We start from the raw sequence: 15,855 nt of genomic DNA, 5'->3' as shown, positions 1-15,855 counted from the left end.
CCGGATCCGACCTTCAGCCCCCGATGTGCTCCAAAATCACCCCATGGGCGATTCCCGGGACATTCTGCCCCTCGTTGAAACTGATTTGGGAAAGAAGGGCTCCGGTAGGCACAAAGAGCACCCGCTTCCACTCTCCGCTCCTGATCTTCGGCAGAATATAACCGCACAGCGTCACGGCCGAACAGCCGCAGCCGCTTCCGCCCGAATGGGTATCCTGAGCCGCCGAATCAAAGATTGTCATACCGCAGTCCATGTGGATTCCCTTCACATCGTATCCGGCCTGATCCATGAAATCAAACAGGATATTCTGTCCGACGGCTCCCAGGTCTCCGGTAATAATCTTGTCATAATAGTTCTGATCCACATTGAAATCACGGAAGTTTTGCAGAATTGTGTCAACCGCAGCCATCGCCATGGCCGCTCCCATGTTCATGGAATCCCTTGACTGCATGTCCACAATCTTTCCCGTCGTGGCTCCCGCTATTTTGGCATATGCCTTTTCCTGCGCCGCCGGACTTCCCTTTCCGTCCTTTCCTATGATGACGGAACCGCAGCCCGTGACGGTCCAGGTTGTGGAAAACGGCCTCTGGTTTCCGTATGCAAGCGGAAAGCGGAACTGGCGCTCAGCGGATGCAAAATGGCTGGATGCCATAGACATAACGCGGTCTGCATAGCCTGCGTTTACAACCATGGACCCAAGCATCATGGCCTCCCCCATGGTGGAACAGGCGCCATAAAGACCGAACATCGGTATTCCGAGATCCTGGACACCAAAGGAGGTGGCCACAATCTGGCCTAACAAATCACCGGCAAAAAGATATCGGATCTCGTTTTCACGAAGCCCCGATTTTTCCAGGCATTTGAGGGCGGTCTGCCTCTGGAATTCACTCTCCGCCGCCTCCCAGTTATCCTGTCCATACATGGGATCCGGTTCGATCCGGTCGAAGCAGGTTCCCAGCGGGCCATCGCCCTCCTTCTCACCCACGATTGAAGCCGCTCCCAGTATCACCGGCTGATTTTCGTATTTTACACTGGCTTTTCCTTTCTGCATCTCAACTGCTCCTTTCCCTTTGCTTTTAAAGCCCAAAGCCGAATATCATGCTGATAACTCCAAGCGCCCAGCTCACCAGGACGCCATAAAGAATAACAGGGCCCGCAATCGTAAATATCTTACAGCCCACCCCGAATACCTGGCCCTCAGCCTTGTACTCGATTGCCGGAGCCGCCACCGAGTTGGCAAAACCGGTGATGGGAACAAGAGCCCCGGCTCCGCCGAACTTTGCGATTTTCTGGAATATGTTTAAGCCCGTCAGAATGACGCTTAATAATATCAGAATGAGCAGCGTCCATGCTGCGGCGGCATCTTTCTCCAGTCCGTTTTCTTTAAACAGGTTCAGAAGAATCTGCCCAATCGTACAGATAACGCCTCCCGTTGCAAATGCCGTCAGCACGTTTTTGAAGGTGCTGTGTACGGGTGTTATCTGTTTTACGTAATCACCATATTGTTTTTTATCTACTTCCATCTGTTATGCCTCCTGTCTTATCTGTTCACTTTTGCCCACCGAACCGTGCTTTCCCGTTCCCGTGGCCTATTTACCTACACCCCCGAGAAAATATACGAGACAGCCAAAGAGTTTACCGAGAGCGACCGACAGGATTACATACTGCAGCCCGACGGCCAGCCTGATCCTCCTGCTGATTACAGGCAGTGCCTTCAGCGTCTCCGCCAGGGACATTACCAGGCATCCGACAAAGATGCCGCTGCATAACCCGAAAGTTCCCAGCACAAGGTGTCCGAGCAGAGGAATTCCCAGCCCTCTTGCTCCAAACAGCATCGGAAACTCAAAAATATCCAACACGTTGCCGAACACACCGCCGATAATAATTATCGTTTCGTAAAGCAGAATATGCCTGCTTGTTCCCGTCTTTCCAATAATACGCGGAAATACTCCGATGATGGCTAAAAAAGCAAAAACGCCGGCCGCGATGACGCCGCCGGCGCAAAGACCGATAAAAGCCAGAAGAGACTGTCTAAGAAACATCTACGCCAGACTCCTTTCTTCCGTCATTCTGAATCAGGGTTTTATTGATATTATCCTCGTAAAGGCGCATCTCCACCTCCAGCGGCGTCGGATCCGTATTCAGCTTGATTTTTGCAAAGTGATTAAAGAATACGACGATGCCCAGTGCCAGGCCGACCGAGTAGGAGGTCTCCAAAATCGTAAGCCCGTCCGACTCTTTTCCCATGACTAAGCGGTACAATTCCTTGAACACATCCAACACGCTTGCGTCGTTATTAAACGTCATAATTGCAAAAGCCGCTCCCGAAAAACATACGAGGCAGACAAAAATTGTCTTGAGCCACTGCCATGTATACATCGGTTTTTTAGACGGCTGGTAATCGATGATAAAATCCGTTTCCCCTACACTGTTCACTTCCGCTTCCGGAACGTTCTCCGAAATCTTCTGGACAACATCCACAATACTCCCCATATACCGCTTTTCCTGATCGGAATGGATCGTCTGCACCTTCACCGCTTTACACCGGCTGGCCGTGCTCTTATCACTGCAGTAGACCTCTGCAATATCGCTCAGAAAAATATCCTTCTTATGGACCTGGGTAATCTGGCTGAGTTTTACATATACTGTCTGTGTCATGCCGCCATCTCCATTTCTTCCCGTATCTCAATATTCTTAACAAAAGTCCCGTCAATATGGGAAGAATTACGGCCAACAGTCAGAAGGCAATACCACACTACCGCCACAATGGCAGCCATACAGCAAAGCAATATAATAATCCCTGTTTTTTTCCTAAGATTCATGTCACTTCACATCCTTTTCCTATGAACTGTTTACGGATAGTATGGTTCAAACAGAAATTTTTATTCCTGTCGGAATCAAAAATTTCTGTTCAATAATTTATAAACAAGTGGGGGGAATTTTGAGAAATGAGAACGCCGCCGGGACGGTCGAGGTTCGGGATGGTGAGAGGTAGGTTATGAGTCTTCAGTCCCGGGCTGTAGGTTGTCGCGGGTGGGGAATCCGGGCAGAAAAAGTTCCTTCGGGAAACGCCCCCGCTCTTCGGAGTACATAACGGACACTAACCTCGAAAAAACCTCGGTAAGTGCCGATGAACTCCCAGGTTCCCTGCGAAATCTTTTTCTCCCGGATTCCCCACAGGAAGGTTATGGCCGGGACTGAAGACGCGAAGGTTTTTGCCATCCCGGATCCGGACCTGCGGCCGCTGATTTGTTCTTTTTCTTCAAGGGGGGGAGGGTATTGTCTCTGCCACCACAGGCCTTCAGATGCCCGGGAACCGGCTCTTTATAAATCTGAGAATTGTGTTGTCAGAGAACCGGCTTTTATTCAGGATGAGTAAAGTAGAAATTCTGGGGTTTAGCCGCTCAAAACAGCATTCTATCCTATTTTACATGCGCTACGAAGCAGTGATTAATAAGATAGCGAATCGATTAAATATCACCGCTTCGTAGTGGCAGCGACAATACCCTCCCCCTTACTTGACGAAAGAGACAATCAGCCCCTGAAGCCGGCGGACGGGGCAACCACCTGCCCTGAGTCTTCAGTCCCGTCGACAATCTGCCCGGGGAAGGAGGAGAAACATATCCCTACGGGGACATTGAAGCCCGCCGGTGCTTAGACGGCGTCTTTTGACGTCTTAGCATCCGCTGTGCGCTTCACCAGCGGGAGCGAGTCCCCGTAGGGATATGTTTCTCCGGATTCCCCCCTCACTACAACCTATAAACCGGGACTGAAGACTCATCTATACCTCCCACTCCCCCGTCCGCCATCTTTCAGAGGCGTCCTCGCCTCTCAACTAACTTCATAACTTCTCCCTCATCTCCTTCAATATCTTCCGCTCCATCCGCGATACCTGAACCTGGGAGATTCCCAGGATTTCCGCTATCTGCGTCTGGGTCTGGTTGTAAAAATATCTTCTAACGATGATTTCACGCTGCTTTTTTTCCAGGGATTTTAAGAGTTCTCCCAGCACCATGCGGTCTAAGAGCATCTCGTTTTCTTCCCGCTCTTCGGCCACTTTGTCGATCAGGGACAGGGTGTTGTCCTCGCCTGTTCCGGATGGCGCATAGAGGGATTCGACCTGGCATCCGGCTTCCAGGGATGCCGCCACCTCCTCTTTGCTGGCCCCGAGGGCGTCGGAAATTTCCTCCAGGGTCGGTTCCCGGCCCAGGGAACCGGACAGGCTCTCCCGCACTACGCTGACCTTAATCCCCAGTTCCTTGATGGAACGGCTGACCTTGATCATGCCATCGTCCCGGAGAAAACGTTTTATCTCCCCGGTGATCATCGGAACCGCATAAGTAGAAAAACGCACCTCGTAGGAAGTGTCGAATTTATCAATTGCCTTGATAAGCCCGATGCTCCCTATCTGAAACAAATCTTCTGTCTCACATCCTCTTCCCGTAAAGCGTCTGACAATACTCCAGACCAGCCCTACGTTGTCCATTACCAGCCGTTCTCTGGCTGCTTTATCCCCGTTGTGAGCCATCTCGATTAGTTTCATGGTCTCATCCATAGAGTCACCTGCCGATTTTCTTTTTCATTTTTACCATAGTTCCCCGGCCCGGTTCCGACTCTACTTCCACCCGATCCATGAATGCCTCCATAAAGGAAAATCCCATTCCGGACCGTTCTCCGCTGGTATCGCTGGTATACATGGGTTCCATTGCTTTTTCAATGTTGTCGATACCCCTGCCCTCATCCCTGATCCAGACTGAAAGTTCGTCCTCCTCGATGCCGGTTTCTATGTAAATGATTCCTTCCCCGTTTCCGTATCCGTGAATCACGCAGTTCGTCACCGCCTCCGACACGGCGGTTTTTACATCGTTAATCTCCTCCAGGGTCGGGTCCATGCGGCTCATAAATACGGCCACGGTCACCCTGGCGAATTCCTCATTCTCCGACCGGCTTTCGATCTGCATTTTCATCCATTCTTTTCTGAGCGTTTTTTTCGTTTCCTGTTCCTTTATCTCCATATTTTCCTGAATCTCCTGCACGTTTTGTCCCGTCATCACGTTATTATCCTCCCTATCCATTAATTGCGTCATCCCTTGTATCACATTTTTTTACCAGCCGCATAATTCCTCCGATTGTCAGGATCCTCGTAATTCTCGGACCTGCCCCATAAATCCTCACCGTTCCCCGGCTGCCTTCCATCTGCTTATACCGGCTTAAAAGAACGCCAATCCCTGAACTGTCCATAAACTCCGTCTGCGAGAAATCAAAAACGATTTTATTAATATAATTCTCCTCCATCAGAAGATCCGTTTCATATTTCAGATTACGGCAGTTGTGATGATCAAGTTCCTTGGGCAGATGGATGATGAGCGCCTGTCCATCCGCCTCATAGGTAAAAAGTTCATTCTGCATTTTTATGCTCCTTTCGACTGCTTAAATGATATAGAGTCATAGGCACTTTCCTATGATATGAAAAAAGACACTACGGGCGTAATTTCTTATCTTCCGTAGTGTCTTTCTATTGTTCTTATTTATACAATTTGTTTTAATCCCTGCTTAAAACGGGTCCGGGACTCTCTTAATCCTGGCCTTCACCGGCAGCGCTGCTCTCCTCAGCGGCTCCGCCGTTACCCGGAGCTTCACTGCCGGCCTGGGTTTCTCCGGCATTTCCGGCCGCGGTTTCCGGCTGTGTTTCGGGAGCGGTGGTTCCTGCTCCGCCTGTACCGGCCCCTCCGGCAGTCCCGCCTGTTCCCTGCGGTTCCGTAGCAGCCGGCGTCTGGTTCGGCGCAGTCTGTCCCGGCGCTCCTGCCGCCTCACTCTGCGGCGCCAGTTCGGCAAGCTGGGTTCTCGCCTTGCCTGCATATTCCGAATCTGCAAACTGGGTCACAATCTGGGTAAACAGCTGGATGGCCGTCTCGGTCTGTCCCTGGGAACGGTTGATCATACCCATGTTAAAAATAACCTTGGGGTTGTCCGGCCTGATGTTCAGACAGGTCTGATAATAATTCAGAGCCTCGCTCATTCTTCCGGCCGACCACATCGTATAGGCCAGATCTTCCAGCGTCTGGTAGCCGTTTGTCTCAATATCCTGCTTGATCGAATTGGCGATGGCAAGATCCGTCTCATCTGTAAACAGAGCCGGGTTAAATCCGGCATAGAGGGAAACCGCCTCGGTCAGATTGTTGCTCCTGTACGCCTGTAGAATTTTCACCAGGATACTGTACTGGTTTACGACGCTTTCATTGCTGTTTAAGAAGTTATTCAGCTGTTCTTCCGCCGACTCCTTATCACTTTTATAAGTCACAATGCTGTTGTTTAAATTGCTTATCTCTTCGTTCTTCTGGTTTAACTGTTCATTATACTGAAGAATCTCCTGGTTATGCTCGTTGTTCAGTTTTTTTGCAGCCGCAGGCATTACCAGGAAAAAGATTACGGCCGCTCCCAGAAGGAGTCCTGCCCCAATGTTGAGGACGGACTGCCATCCCGTATTCTCCTTATAGCTGGGCGGGATAATAACATCGTCATCCTGCATCTGCCTGTGGGAAAATGCATTCTTGATTTTCCTGCGCTCTATCTCGGCCTTGCCCGTCCTTGCCTTGACAATGGACATATACCAGGATGCTTTGGGGTTATTCTTGTCAATCTTTAACACCTTGTAGAGCGACTTGCCCGCTTTTGTATAATCCTCATGGCTGATATAAAGAAGAGCCAGGAGCAGATGGGCCTTGACAAAACGGGGATTGGCTTCAACGACGCGTGTCAGCTGCAGCACCGCAAGATCGTCGCTACCGCTCTGCGCTTGTAAAAGCGCCTGATTGTATTTCTTTACGTTCTGGCTTGCCAGTTCAAGGCGTTCCGGCTTCCTCTGTATCTGCCCGAGGTAATAGTCCGCCCTGTTGTCATTCTCCTGGAAATTCATGCTGATAACCCACTGAACAAGCGCTTCCGACACTTCGCCCATCTCGTAGTAGATTAATCCCAACAGGTTTCTTGCTTCAATATGGTATTTATTCAGGTTCAGGCACTTCTGCAGATACTGCACCGCGCCTGTTAAATCCCTTTTTCCCGCCAGTTCCAGCCCTGCATTATAAAAGCTGTTGGAAACAAGGCGGATTTTTTTCATCTGATCCATTCTTACCGCCTATTCTCTTATTCTCTTTAAAAGTTCTATCATAATATCGGACATGTCTGTTAAATCGCTTTTTACAATTGCCTCGCCGATATCTTCCACTTCAAGGCTGGGTTTAAAACGCTCTATCTCTTCATCAAAATCAATTGTCAACGCTTCGTCACTCATGCTTCATTCCTCCTCAGCACATCTTTTATTTCTCCGATTAAGTAAAGAGAACCTGCACAGAAAACGGTGTCTTCCGGTTTTTTCTCCCTTACCGCTTCCTTAAGCGCCTCCGCTACCGTCGGTATTACGCGGATATCATGGCCGCTTTCTCCGTCAGCCCTGCCCGCGGCTTCCGTCCGTCCGAGCAGGCTGTCCACTTTCTTCCATGCATCATGGGCGGCCTCGTCCAGCTTTCTGATATCCAGACCGCGGCCGTACTCAATCTGGGTCAATATCAGCACGTCCGGCATAAATTCCCGGCAGAGGATTTCGGCCATCTCACGGTACTCTTTGTCCGAAACTACGGCAAATAAAAGGATTCTTCTGCCGCCTCCACGCTTCGCTGCGATAGCTCTGGCCGCTTTGGCAAACTCGCGGATTCCGCCCTCGTTGTGGGCTCCGTCGAGATATACATTTTCCATTATCTGTTCCATGCGCCCCGGCCATACGGCATGTCCGATGCCCCGGCTGATTACTTCCGCGTCAATCCCAAGGATCTCGGCCGTACGGAAGGCCAGCATGGAATTAACCGCCTGGTATTCCGCTGCAAACGGGATATCGAGGGCATGCTCCTTCCCACCGTCCGCCTGCTTTGCCCTCAGCTTCAGATGGCCGCCGTCAAGCTCCAGGCCGCTGTAGGACGTATTGTCCACCGGCCAGGCCCTGCTGCCCATCTCCTCCGCCTTAGCTCTAATCACCGCCGACGCCTCAGCCGACGTGTTATCGTATATTACGGGGACACCCTGTTTGATGATTCCGGCTTTTTCTCCGGCAATCTTCTCTACCGTGTCTCCCAGGTATTCCATGTGATCCAGGCTGATCGATGTAATCACGGTGGCCAGAGGATGTTCCACACAGTTTGTGGCATCCAGACGGCCGCCAAGCCCGGTTTCCAGTACTACGTAATCGCAGGGTGACTTCTTCACCATCACCATAAACATCAAAAACAGGAACTCAAAATAGGACGGATGTCCCGCTCCAATCTTCTCAAACTCTTCCTGTGCGTCCCGGACTTTCCGATATGCATATAAGAACAGTTCGTCGTCCACATCTTTACCGTTAAAGGCAAATCTCTCCGTGATGGAAAGCAGATGGGGCGATGTGAATACGGCCGCCGTATATCCGGCTTCCCTGAAAACAGAGGAGAGAAACGCACAGACGGAACCTTTGCCATTCGTTCCGGCTATATGCACGATCTTCATATCATCCTGGGGACTTCCCAGAATTCTCAGCATTTCCCTGACCATCTCAACAGTGTGCTTCTCTTTGGAAAACTTCGGTATCTGATCCAGATATTTTGCCGCCTCATTGACAGCTCTATTCCGTTCCTTCATCCTATTTACCATCTTTCTGCCAGAAAGGCCTTTATCTTTATGCGGCAAAGCCGCCCGTACTTGAAACAAAGAATCCCGCTCGCGGGATAATTACATTTTACTTTACTATTATAATATACATCCGTTTTTATGCAAGGAGTTTATTTCGGTATTTTTTTGAAATATCGACATATGAATATCGGTTAGGCCATTGCAAATTCCGCTTAAAAACCAACAGGGGGCATCCGCTTTCCGGCTGCCCCCTGCGCATCTTCTATTATCTGTTTGTAAAAATATCAATCACCGCATGGAATATTTTTGTAATCACTCTCCACATTCTGGTGAACGGGCCTGCCTCCTCATTTTCCGCATCTTCCATATCGGAAATATCGGTGGCTTCGTCGTCATCGCTTATTTCGTCTGTCCTGAGTATAATCTGCAGACTGTGGGGCGACGGGTTCTTGGAGGAAGTAAAGGAAATCTTATCGGCCTCCGGATCCATGTTCAGGAAGTTATTTTCATCCTCATATTTGTCCAGCTGTTCGTCCAGTGTATCCTTCATTCCCTCGCTGGCCGTCCTCACCGATGTGATGCTGTCGAGCGTGGTCAGGCTCTTATCCAGCAGTCCCTGAAGGCCTTCCAGGCTGTTCTTCGTGCCTGCGTCAAGAGAATCGCCTGCGGCTATCATCGTGGAATTGACCAGGCTCAGCATATCATGCGTGCTGCCCATTGCCCTGGTCAGACGGTTCATCAGTTCCTGCGTATCCGAAAGCGCATCCAGCATGGAGGGAACATAGCTGTCCGCAGTGTCAATCAGGACCCTGGTGTCGTCTAACAGATTGATCAGTTCATCCGTAACGCTTCTGAGAGCCGATACGGTGGATGCCGTCTTGGAACCGACATTTCCCACGTCGCTGCACACGGCGTTAATCTTTCCGATTACCTGGCCCGCCGACTGCTGCACTGCCGTGCCATCGCCAATCATGGCCTGGATTTTCTGAAGAATGGCTCCGACCTCGGCCGGATAAGACGTTCCCGAAAGCGACTGGAGAACTTCCTCCACATTGTCTGCATAAGGATCCAGTTCTTCGCTCCACGTCTCAAAATCATCGTCACTGACGCCGCCGCTTCCCGGAAGTCCGGAAGGTCCCCCCGAAAGTGTATTGATATCGGCTGCCGTTCCAAAAGCCTGAATGTCCACTGCGCCAAAAGCCTGAATGTCTGCGTCCTCCGGGGAACCCGATTTATCGGCTGTATCAGTAGAATCGGAATGATCGGATCCTCCCGATTTGTCAGATGTATCTGCGTTATCATCAGAGCCGGAATTATCCGCTGCTCCGGCTTTGTCGGCTGTTCCTGCGTTATTGGCAGAACCGGTGTTATCCGCTGCTCCGGCTTTGTCGGCTGTTCCGGCATTATCGGCAGAACTGGTGTTATCGGCTGCTCCGGCTTTGTCGGCTGTTCCGGCATTATCGGCAGAACTGGTGTTATCCGCTGCTCCGGCTTTGTCGGCTGTTCCGGCATTATCATCAGAGCCGGTGTTATCCGCTGCTCCGGTATTGTTGACGGAGCCGGACTTATCGGCTGTTCCTGCATGATCAGCAGAGCCAGTGTTATCCGCTGCTCCGGAACTGTCAGAAGCGGCCTCCGCTTTTTTCTTTCTGTTATAACGGAAGGAATCCGCCGATTCCAGGCTTTCTTCCAGCTCCTCAAGGTCTGCGGCCGCCAGATTGTAGGCGCCTGTGCTTCCTCCCAGCTGTCCGCCCAGGATTTCAAGAATCTGCTGGATTTCCGCCGTCTGCTGGCTGATTGCGGCCGCCAGCTGCTTCTGCTCTTCCGGCGTAATTCCCTGGCTAATCCGGTCCGACATGGAGTTTAAGGAGCTCTTAAGCCCGCCCAGGCGGTCGTAGAGACGGTCCAGTTCATCCTGGGTGTCTTCCATCGTATTATAAATGGCATCCATATTTGCATTGATATCGGTTACCGCGCTCCTGGCCGTTTCCAGGTAGGGAATCACCTTCGAAGTCTGTTCCGTCACCGAGGCCAAATCATTCAGTGCCTGGGTGGAAAGGGCCTCAATCTGCTTTCTGTTTCCGTTTATCTGCCCCCTGGCACTGTCGAGGGCGTTCAGTCCGCCCCTGACCTGGGTTACATCGGTCTTCATGGCTTCCATCGAACGCAGCAGTTCATTCATGCTGTCGTACATTTTATCCCCGTCTTCACGCCAGGTATCCTTCGCCTCTTTTAAATCCTTGATGTTATTAAGCGCATCCACTGTGCCCGGGACCATCATCATGACAACGCCCACGCTCTCATAGTTATCAGTTCCAATGCGCACCGTATAGTCCCCGTCTTCGCCCGGCAGCGCCGCAAACAGAACCACCGTATTATTGCCGATTGACTGAAGCTGGGAACCCGGGGCATCCACGCTGTAGCATTTCTCCATATCGACCGGAACCACCACGGTCAGTACCATGTTGTTTTTATAATAGGCTCTGGCATTTTTGTTGGCAAATGCCTTCACATTGATCTCCACGAGTCCCGATGCTCCGGCCAGCTTGGAAGCTTCGGCCTCCACACCGTTTAATTTATAGGAAATGTCAAAGGTCCACGGCAGATCCACCGAGCCCTCCGGCATGGTGCATTGATAATAAAACCGTTTGTTTCCTTCCGGAAGCTGCCAGGTGACGCTGCCGTCCCCGAGCTTTGGTTCCGTCTTATCCGTCATATTGACAACCTTGTCATAAACGCCGTAATCCGTGTACTGCTCCACACCGTTTGTGCTGCAGCCCTTCACGACGTTGACCGTTGTTGTTTTTCCATAATAGTCCATATTGACATACATTGTCTCATCGACCTGAACACGGGGAGCCGCCGCCCTGACAGGTGACGCCACGCTCATGGAAAGCGTGACCGCCACCATCAATACTGCTGTTTTTCTTCTATGTCTCATGACTTTCGGGCCTCCTTACCATCTTCATCATCACTGTCATTTTTTCTGGTTTTCGTCACTTTTCCCGCCAGTGTTTTAAGCCGCTCACGCCGTCTTATCCGTCTGCGTTCAAAGAATTTCCTGATTCTTTCAAACTCATTATCCATCAGGACATGGTCAAACAGAACGAGGAACGCCGGCATCAGCGTACATACAAGAATCATACTCATCCAGGCGCCTCTTCCTATCAGATGCCCCAGGTCACCGATGGCGGCCACGGATGAAATGTTATAGAGTATATATCCCACAATCGTCAGAATAGAGCCGGACGTCAGAATGGCGGGAATACTTCTGTTCAGCGCCTGGATGGCCGCCTCCTTTTTCTCCGCCTCTTTTCTGCATTCCAGGTAGTTGTTCGTCGTCAGAATCGCATAGTCGACCGTGGCTCCCAGCTGGATACAGCTCACGATGATGTATCCCATAAATATCATCGTATCTCCCTTAATATAAGGAACCGCCATATTGATGAAAATCGCCACCTCGATGGGAATCATAATGATAACCGGGATGATAACCGATTTAAAGCTGAACATGACGACGAAGAAAACGCCCAGCAGGGATAAAATATTGACTCTGCTGTAGTCCTTTGTAATTGTCGTCTCAATGTCCTGTGTCGACGGCGTCGTTCCCACCAGGTAAGACTCTTCCGGGTAATATTTTTTAAGCAGACCCTGGATATCGTCGGAGCACTGGTAAGCCAGTTTGCTTTCACCTTTGCTTCTAACGTAAATCAGGATTCTGGAATAGTCGTTCTTATGTAACTTCTCCGTGATGCTCGCGGGAAGGAATTCTTCCGGAACGCCGTCCGGGAGGGATCCGGCCATGGAGGTCACGGATTTTGTATAGGGCAGCGCTTCCACATCGTCGGTAAACGCCTTTTCATCGATCAGCGAGGTATTCGGCACCAGCGCCATCATCATATTGCTGCGCCCGAATTTCGAATTAATCAGCTGTTCATCGTCGTATACCTTTGTACCCTCGCTGGCGCCTACGGCGTCGTTGCCGAACAGAAAGCTGTTCATATTCTGGGCCGTGTAGGCAGGAATGACGAAGATCGCCACGAAGATCAGGACTCCGTACCGTATACGGTAAATCCCGCGGCTGAGTTTATCAAAACTCGGCATAAAGGAACGGTGGCCGGTCTTCTCAATCATCGGCGTCAGCCTCAGAATCATGGCCGGCATAAAGAATACGACAGTCAGAAGACTGAATACAATTCCCTTCGCCAATACAATGCCCATATCAAAGCCGATGTTGAACTTCATAAAGGTAAGCACGATAAATCCCACAATGGTTGTAAGGCTGCTGGCAAAAATAGAGTTCAGAGCTTCGTTGATGGCATTGGTCAGGGCCTCCATCTGATCAAGCCCCTTGTTTTTCTCCCTGGTAAATGCATGGATCAGGAAAATCGAATAGTCCATGGATACCGCCAGCTGAAGTACGGCCGACACGCTGTTCGTCAGGAACGATATCTCTCCCAGGAAAATGTTGGTGCCCTTGTTAATCAGAATCGCCACTCCCATGACAATCAGATACAGCACCGGTTCAAACCAGGAGTTCGTGGTCAGGCAGAGGATAATGAAAATCATCAGCACGCCCAGCGAGAGAATCATCTTCATCTCCCTCGTCACATTCTCGGCAAGCGACTTATTCTGTACCGCCATACCTACATAATGCCCCTTTTCCCCGGTTATTTCTTTCATTGCATCGATGGCCTTCGACGTCTTCCGGCTGGTATCTCCCTTTTCAAATACGATGTCCATAACCGCCGAACCGTCTTTGTAATAATCATCGATACTGTTAAAATTGATAAAGGCGTCTGCGGAAAAGACGTCGGTGCCGGTGTCCAGCCACATAATCTGGTCGACCCCGTCCACCTTTTCCAGCTTATCCTTGTACTGCTTTGCCTCGTAAAGCGTCACATCATCTATCATGACTCTTCCGGTTCCCGGATATCCGAACTTTTCTTCCATCAGATCCAGTCCGGCTTTGGACTGGACCGTCTTCGGAAGATATCTGGTCAGGTCATAATTGATATTGACGAAGGGCGCAGCCAGTATGGAAAGAAGCACCGCCACCACAAATACAATCTCTATCAGCCGGCTTCTCTCGATGATAAATACAGGAAGAGAGAAGGTGCCTTTTTTTTCTTCAAGCTGTTTTCTTTTATCATGTAAAAATTTCAGTCTCATGTTTACCTGCTCCTGTCCGTCACCTCATGAAAACGACCATAAAATAATCTTTTCCATTGACCTTTTCATGGGCAATCCCCATCTCTTTATAGTAGACAGCCCGATCAGACCTCTTTTTTTCATCGCTGTCATGACTCCTCAAAAGCTTTTCTTCCGCCGCATCGGCCCCGTCGCAGTTCATCAGATAAACTTCCATAATCCGTCTGCCGCTGTTATATCCAATCGATTTCAGATAATCGGCCAGAGTTCCCTCATCCGGTATCTTCCCGCTTCCATAGCCCTTCGTCCTTGCCATGGCAAGACGGTGCTCCGCAATCTCCTGGAGCTTTCCGTTTATAATGTAACTTGCATCCTTGTCGTAGTTCTTTTTATCGTCCTCGTAATAGTCCTCTTCCTCATCGCCTTCGAACGAATCCTCTTTCAGCTCGTTTAAATTATCCGAAAGCGCCTGAAGCTCGGTATTGTAAAAGGCCACCGGATAGGCTCCGCCGCCCGTATTTTTTTCTTTTCTGGCGCTTGAAAAGCTTCCGTCCGCATTAAAGGTATACTGGGTGCCGTCTTTCCTGAGCGTACTGTTCTGCATCGTGCCGTTGTCGCGGAAATAGTAGTGTTTTCCGTCAATGCTCTTCCAGCCCGTTGCCATCACTCCCGCCTCATCCAGGTAATACCAGGCGTCTCCTTCCATAATCCAGCCGGTTTGCCTGAATCCATCGTCTCCGATTCTGTACCAGTTTCCATCGGACTGAATCCAGCCCGGAGCCGCTGCCGCGCCGTCCTGCATTATGTACATCCACCGGCCCTCGCCGTTCTGCTGAAAGCTTCCGCCATCCGCCAGCGCAGGCATTGCGGTTCCAAGGGTGAACGCCAGGCAGAGAGCCGCTTGTGCAAACATCTTTCTTTTCTTTATTTTCCCTGAATCTGTTTGATTGTCACGATTTAATATCCTGTTCTTATCCATCTGCTCTCCCACTCTTTCTGCATTGTTCCTGCGGCTTCCGCTGCATCAGGCCGCATCTTGTTATGAATGCCATACTGTAAATTCTGCTAAATTATATTATGCGGCTTATATCCTCTGCCGTTCTGCCGGTTTTTTATTTCTCTGGTGAAGAAAATTTTTCTTCCTCCCAGGCGGCTTTTCTTTCCTCTACCAGGGCCCGGATCATGGCCGCTACTTCCCGTTCCGAGAAATGGCTGCTGTCGATCATCAGATCGTAGCTGCTCCTGTCTCCCCATTTCTTCTTTGTATAATAGTTGTAATAATTCCGTCTGATTTTATCCGCCTGACGGACCAGATAGAGGGCCTCCTCTTCATCGGTCTCATAGCGTTTTCCGACTTCCTGAACGCGCGATTGGAGCGGAGCGTAAATAAATACGGATATCAGCCCGTCACAATCCTCCAGCACCTTATCCGCACAACGGCCCACAATGACGCAGGAGCCTTTGTCTGCATATTTTTTAATCAGCCCGGACTGTATCGCAAAGAGTGTGTCATTCATCGGTTTTCCATAACCCGTAAACGGATTGGCCTTGGCAGGCACCTTGAACAGAAAGCGGTTTGCCTTCATCTCGTCGGCGTCCTCCAGCTCCTTTGTCTCAATTCCGCTGCAGCAGGCCGCCTCCTCTATTAAATGTCTGTCATAGCACGGAATCTCCAGTTCTTTCGCCAGCAGCTCCCCGATCCGTCTTCCGCCGCTGCCGAATTCCCTCCCTATGGAAATAACGATTTTTTTCATCTTTGTTCCTCCTAAGCAACATCAAATATGATAATTGACATTTGTTTATTTCTAAGCTATAATGCATTATACTAACTCATGGGGATTTATACAATAATCATTTTTTTACGCTTAATCTATTAACCGACACTTTCAACAATTATGTTCATTATCAATGATTTTTGTGCAAAATAGACAAAAAGAGACAGTTGTTAAGATGCCGTTAAGAAGTATTTTATTAAAGAAGGAGAGAATAATCCGGAGACCAATCAAGCGCTGGATATTTTCATGTTTTCGGTTCTATCCGCATGAA

General features: G+C 50.0%; 15 protein-coding genes. All 15 read right to left on the bottom strand.

Annotated elements, in window-relative coordinates; all coding sequences use genetic code 11:
- Window positions 1–13 precede the first annotated feature (13 nt).
- Window positions 14–1,051, bottom strand: a complete 1,038-nt coding sequence (locus V3C10_09795; GenBank protein ID WVP64074.1) for a stage V sporulation protein AD — start codon at window positions 1,049–1,051, stop codon at window positions 14–16.
- 25 nt (window positions 1,052–1,076) lie between these two features.
- Complete coding sequence (locus tag V3C10_09790; GenBank protein ID WVP64073.1) at window positions 1,077–1,523, bottom strand: SpoVA/SpoVAEb family sporulation membrane protein; 447 nt, start codon at window positions 1,521–1,523, stop codon at window positions 1,077–1,079.
- 66 nt (window positions 1,524–1,589) lie between these two features.
- Window positions 1,590–2,042, bottom strand: a complete 453-nt coding sequence (locus V3C10_09785; GenBank protein WVP64072.1) for a stage V sporulation protein AB — start codon at window positions 2,040–2,042, stop codon at window positions 1,590–1,592.
- Window positions 2,032–2,658, bottom strand: a complete 627-nt coding sequence (locus V3C10_09780; protein ID WVP64071.1) for a stage V sporulation protein AA — start codon at window positions 2,656–2,658, stop codon at window positions 2,032–2,034. The genes V3C10_09785 and V3C10_09780 overlap by 11 nt, the downstream gene beginning before the upstream one ends.
- Entirely contained in the window at window positions 2,655–2,822 is a 168-nt protein-coding gene (locus V3C10_09775) for a hypothetical protein (protein WVP64070.1), read from the bottom strand. The genes V3C10_09780 and V3C10_09775 overlap by 4 nt, the downstream gene beginning before the upstream one ends.
- 1,019 nt (window positions 2,823–3,841) lie before the next feature.
- Entirely contained in the window at window positions 3,842–4,555 is a 714-nt protein-coding gene (locus V3C10_09770) for a SigB/SigF/SigG family RNA polymerase sigma factor (GenBank protein ID WVP64069.1), read from the bottom strand.
- 4 nt (window positions 4,556–4,559) lie between these two features.
- The gene (spoIIAB, locus tag V3C10_09765; protein WVP64605.1) at window positions 4,560–5,015 is read right to left on the bottom strand and encodes an anti-sigma F factor; all 456 of its coding nucleotides are present in this window, start codon (window positions 5,013–5,015) and stop codon (window positions 4,560–4,562) included.
- A gap of 52 nt (window positions 5,016–5,067) precedes the next feature.
- Complete coding sequence (locus V3C10_09760; GenBank protein WVP64068.1) at window positions 5,068–5,409, bottom strand: STAS domain-containing protein; 342 nt, start codon at window positions 5,407–5,409, stop codon at window positions 5,068–5,070.
- 166 nt (window positions 5,410–5,575) lie between these two features.
- Window positions 5,576–7,129, bottom strand: coding sequence for a tetratricopeptide repeat protein (locus tag V3C10_09755; GenBank protein ID WVP64067.1), 1,554 nt, complete (start codon window positions 7,127–7,129; stop codon window positions 5,576–5,578).
- Window positions 7,130–7,138: 9 nt separating this feature from the next.
- Window positions 7,139–7,294, bottom strand: a complete 156-nt coding sequence (locus V3C10_09750) for a hypothetical protein (GenBank protein WVP64066.1) — start codon at window positions 7,292–7,294, stop codon at window positions 7,139–7,141.
- Entirely contained in the window at window positions 7,291–8,667 is a 1,377-nt protein-coding gene (locus V3C10_09745) for a folylpolyglutamate synthase/dihydrofolate synthase family protein (GenBank protein WVP64065.1), read from the bottom strand. Before V3C10_09745 ends, V3C10_09750 begins: the two co-directional genes overlap by 4 nt.
- Before the next feature lie 256 nt (window positions 8,668–8,923).
- Window positions 8,924–11,599, bottom strand: coding sequence for a hypothetical protein (locus V3C10_09740; protein WVP64064.1), 2,676 nt, complete (start codon window positions 11,597–11,599; stop codon window positions 8,924–8,926).
- On the bottom strand, window positions 11,596–13,830 hold the full coding sequence (locus V3C10_09735; GenBank protein WVP64063.1) for an MMPL family transporter: 2,235 nt from the start codon (window positions 13,828–13,830) through the stop codon (window positions 11,596–11,598). The genes V3C10_09740 and V3C10_09735 overlap by 4 nt, the downstream gene beginning before the upstream one ends.
- A gap of 19 nt (window positions 13,831–13,849) precedes the next feature.
- Window positions 13,850–14,788: a cell surface protein gene (locus V3C10_09730; GenBank protein ID WVP64062.1), complete on the bottom strand. Its 939-nt coding sequence runs from the start codon at window positions 14,786–14,788 to the stop codon at window positions 13,850–13,852.
- A gap of 133 nt (window positions 14,789–14,921) precedes the next feature.
- Window positions 14,922–15,563 (bottom strand): cytidylate kinase-like family protein, encoded by a 642-nt coding sequence (locus tag V3C10_09725; GenBank protein WVP64061.1) that lies wholly within the window; start codon window positions 15,561–15,563, stop codon window positions 14,922–14,924.
- Between the last annotated feature and the right edge of the window lie 292 nt (window positions 15,564–15,855).

Origin of the sequence: [Clostridium] symbiosum (assembly GCA_036419695.1) — a bacterium.
In the GTDB taxonomy this organism is placed as follows: Bacteria; Bacillota; Clostridia; order Lachnospirales; family Lachnospiraceae; genus Otoolea; species Otoolea symbiosa_A.
Note: the sequence above shows the minus strand (reverse complement) of the source record. Positions and strands in the feature narration are given on the sequence as shown.

Excerpts from the sequence above, each read along its gene's own strand:
- V3C10_09725 (WVP64061.1), bottom strand. The coding sequence starts at position 15,563 with ATGAAAAAAATCGTTATTTCCATAGGGAGGGAATTCGGCAGCGGCGGA.
- V3C10_09770 (WVP64069.1), bottom strand. The coding sequence starts at position 4,555 with ATGGATGAGACCATGAAACTAATCGAGATGGCTCACAACGGGGATAAA.
- V3C10_09760 (WVP64068.1), bottom strand. The coding sequence starts at position 5,409 with ATGCAGAATGAACTTTTTACCTATGAGGCGGATGGACAGGCGCTCATC.
- V3C10_09745 (WVP64065.1), bottom strand. The coding sequence starts at position 8,667 with ATGAAGGAACGGAATAGAGCTGTCAATGAGGCGGCAAAATATCTGGAT.
- V3C10_09780 (WVP64071.1), bottom strand. The coding sequence starts at position 2,658 with ATGACACAGACAGTATATGTAAAACTCAGCCAGATTACCCAGGTCCAT.
- V3C10_09740 (WVP64064.1), bottom strand. The coding sequence starts at position 11,599 with ATGAGACATAGAAGAAAAACAGCAGTATTGATGGTGGCGGTCACGCTT.
- V3C10_09755 (WVP64067.1), bottom strand. The coding sequence starts at position 7,129 with ATGGATCAGATGAAAAAAATCCGCCTTGTTTCCAACAGCTTTTATAAT.
- V3C10_09785 (WVP64072.1), bottom strand. The coding sequence starts at position 2,042 with ATGTTTCTTAGACAGTCTCTTCTGGCTTTTATCGGTCTTTGCGCCGGC.
- V3C10_09775 (WVP64070.1), bottom strand. The coding sequence starts at position 2,822 with ATGAATCTTAGGAAAAAAACAGGGATTATTATATTGCTTTGCTGTATG.
- V3C10_09750 (WVP64066.1), bottom strand. The coding sequence starts at position 7,294 with ATGAGTGACGAAGCGTTGACAATTGATTTTGATGAAGAGATAGAGCGT.
- spoIIAB (WVP64605.1), bottom strand. The coding sequence starts at position 5,015 with ATGGAGATAAAGGAACAGGAAACGAAAAAAACGCTCAGAAAAGAATGG.
- V3C10_09735 (WVP64063.1), bottom strand. The coding sequence starts at position 13,830 with ATGAGACTGAAATTTTTACATGATAAAAGAAAACAGCTTGAAGAAAAA.
- V3C10_09795 (WVP64074.1), bottom strand. The coding sequence starts at position 1,051 with ATGCAGAAAGGAAAAGCCAGTGTAAAATACGAAAATCAGCCGGTGATA.
- V3C10_09730 (WVP64062.1), bottom strand. The coding sequence starts at position 14,788 with ATGGATAAGAACAGGATATTAAATCGTGACAATCAAACAGATTCAGGG.
- V3C10_09790 (WVP64073.1), bottom strand. The coding sequence starts at position 1,523 with ATGGAAGTAGATAAAAAACAATATGGTGATTACGTAAAACAGATAACA.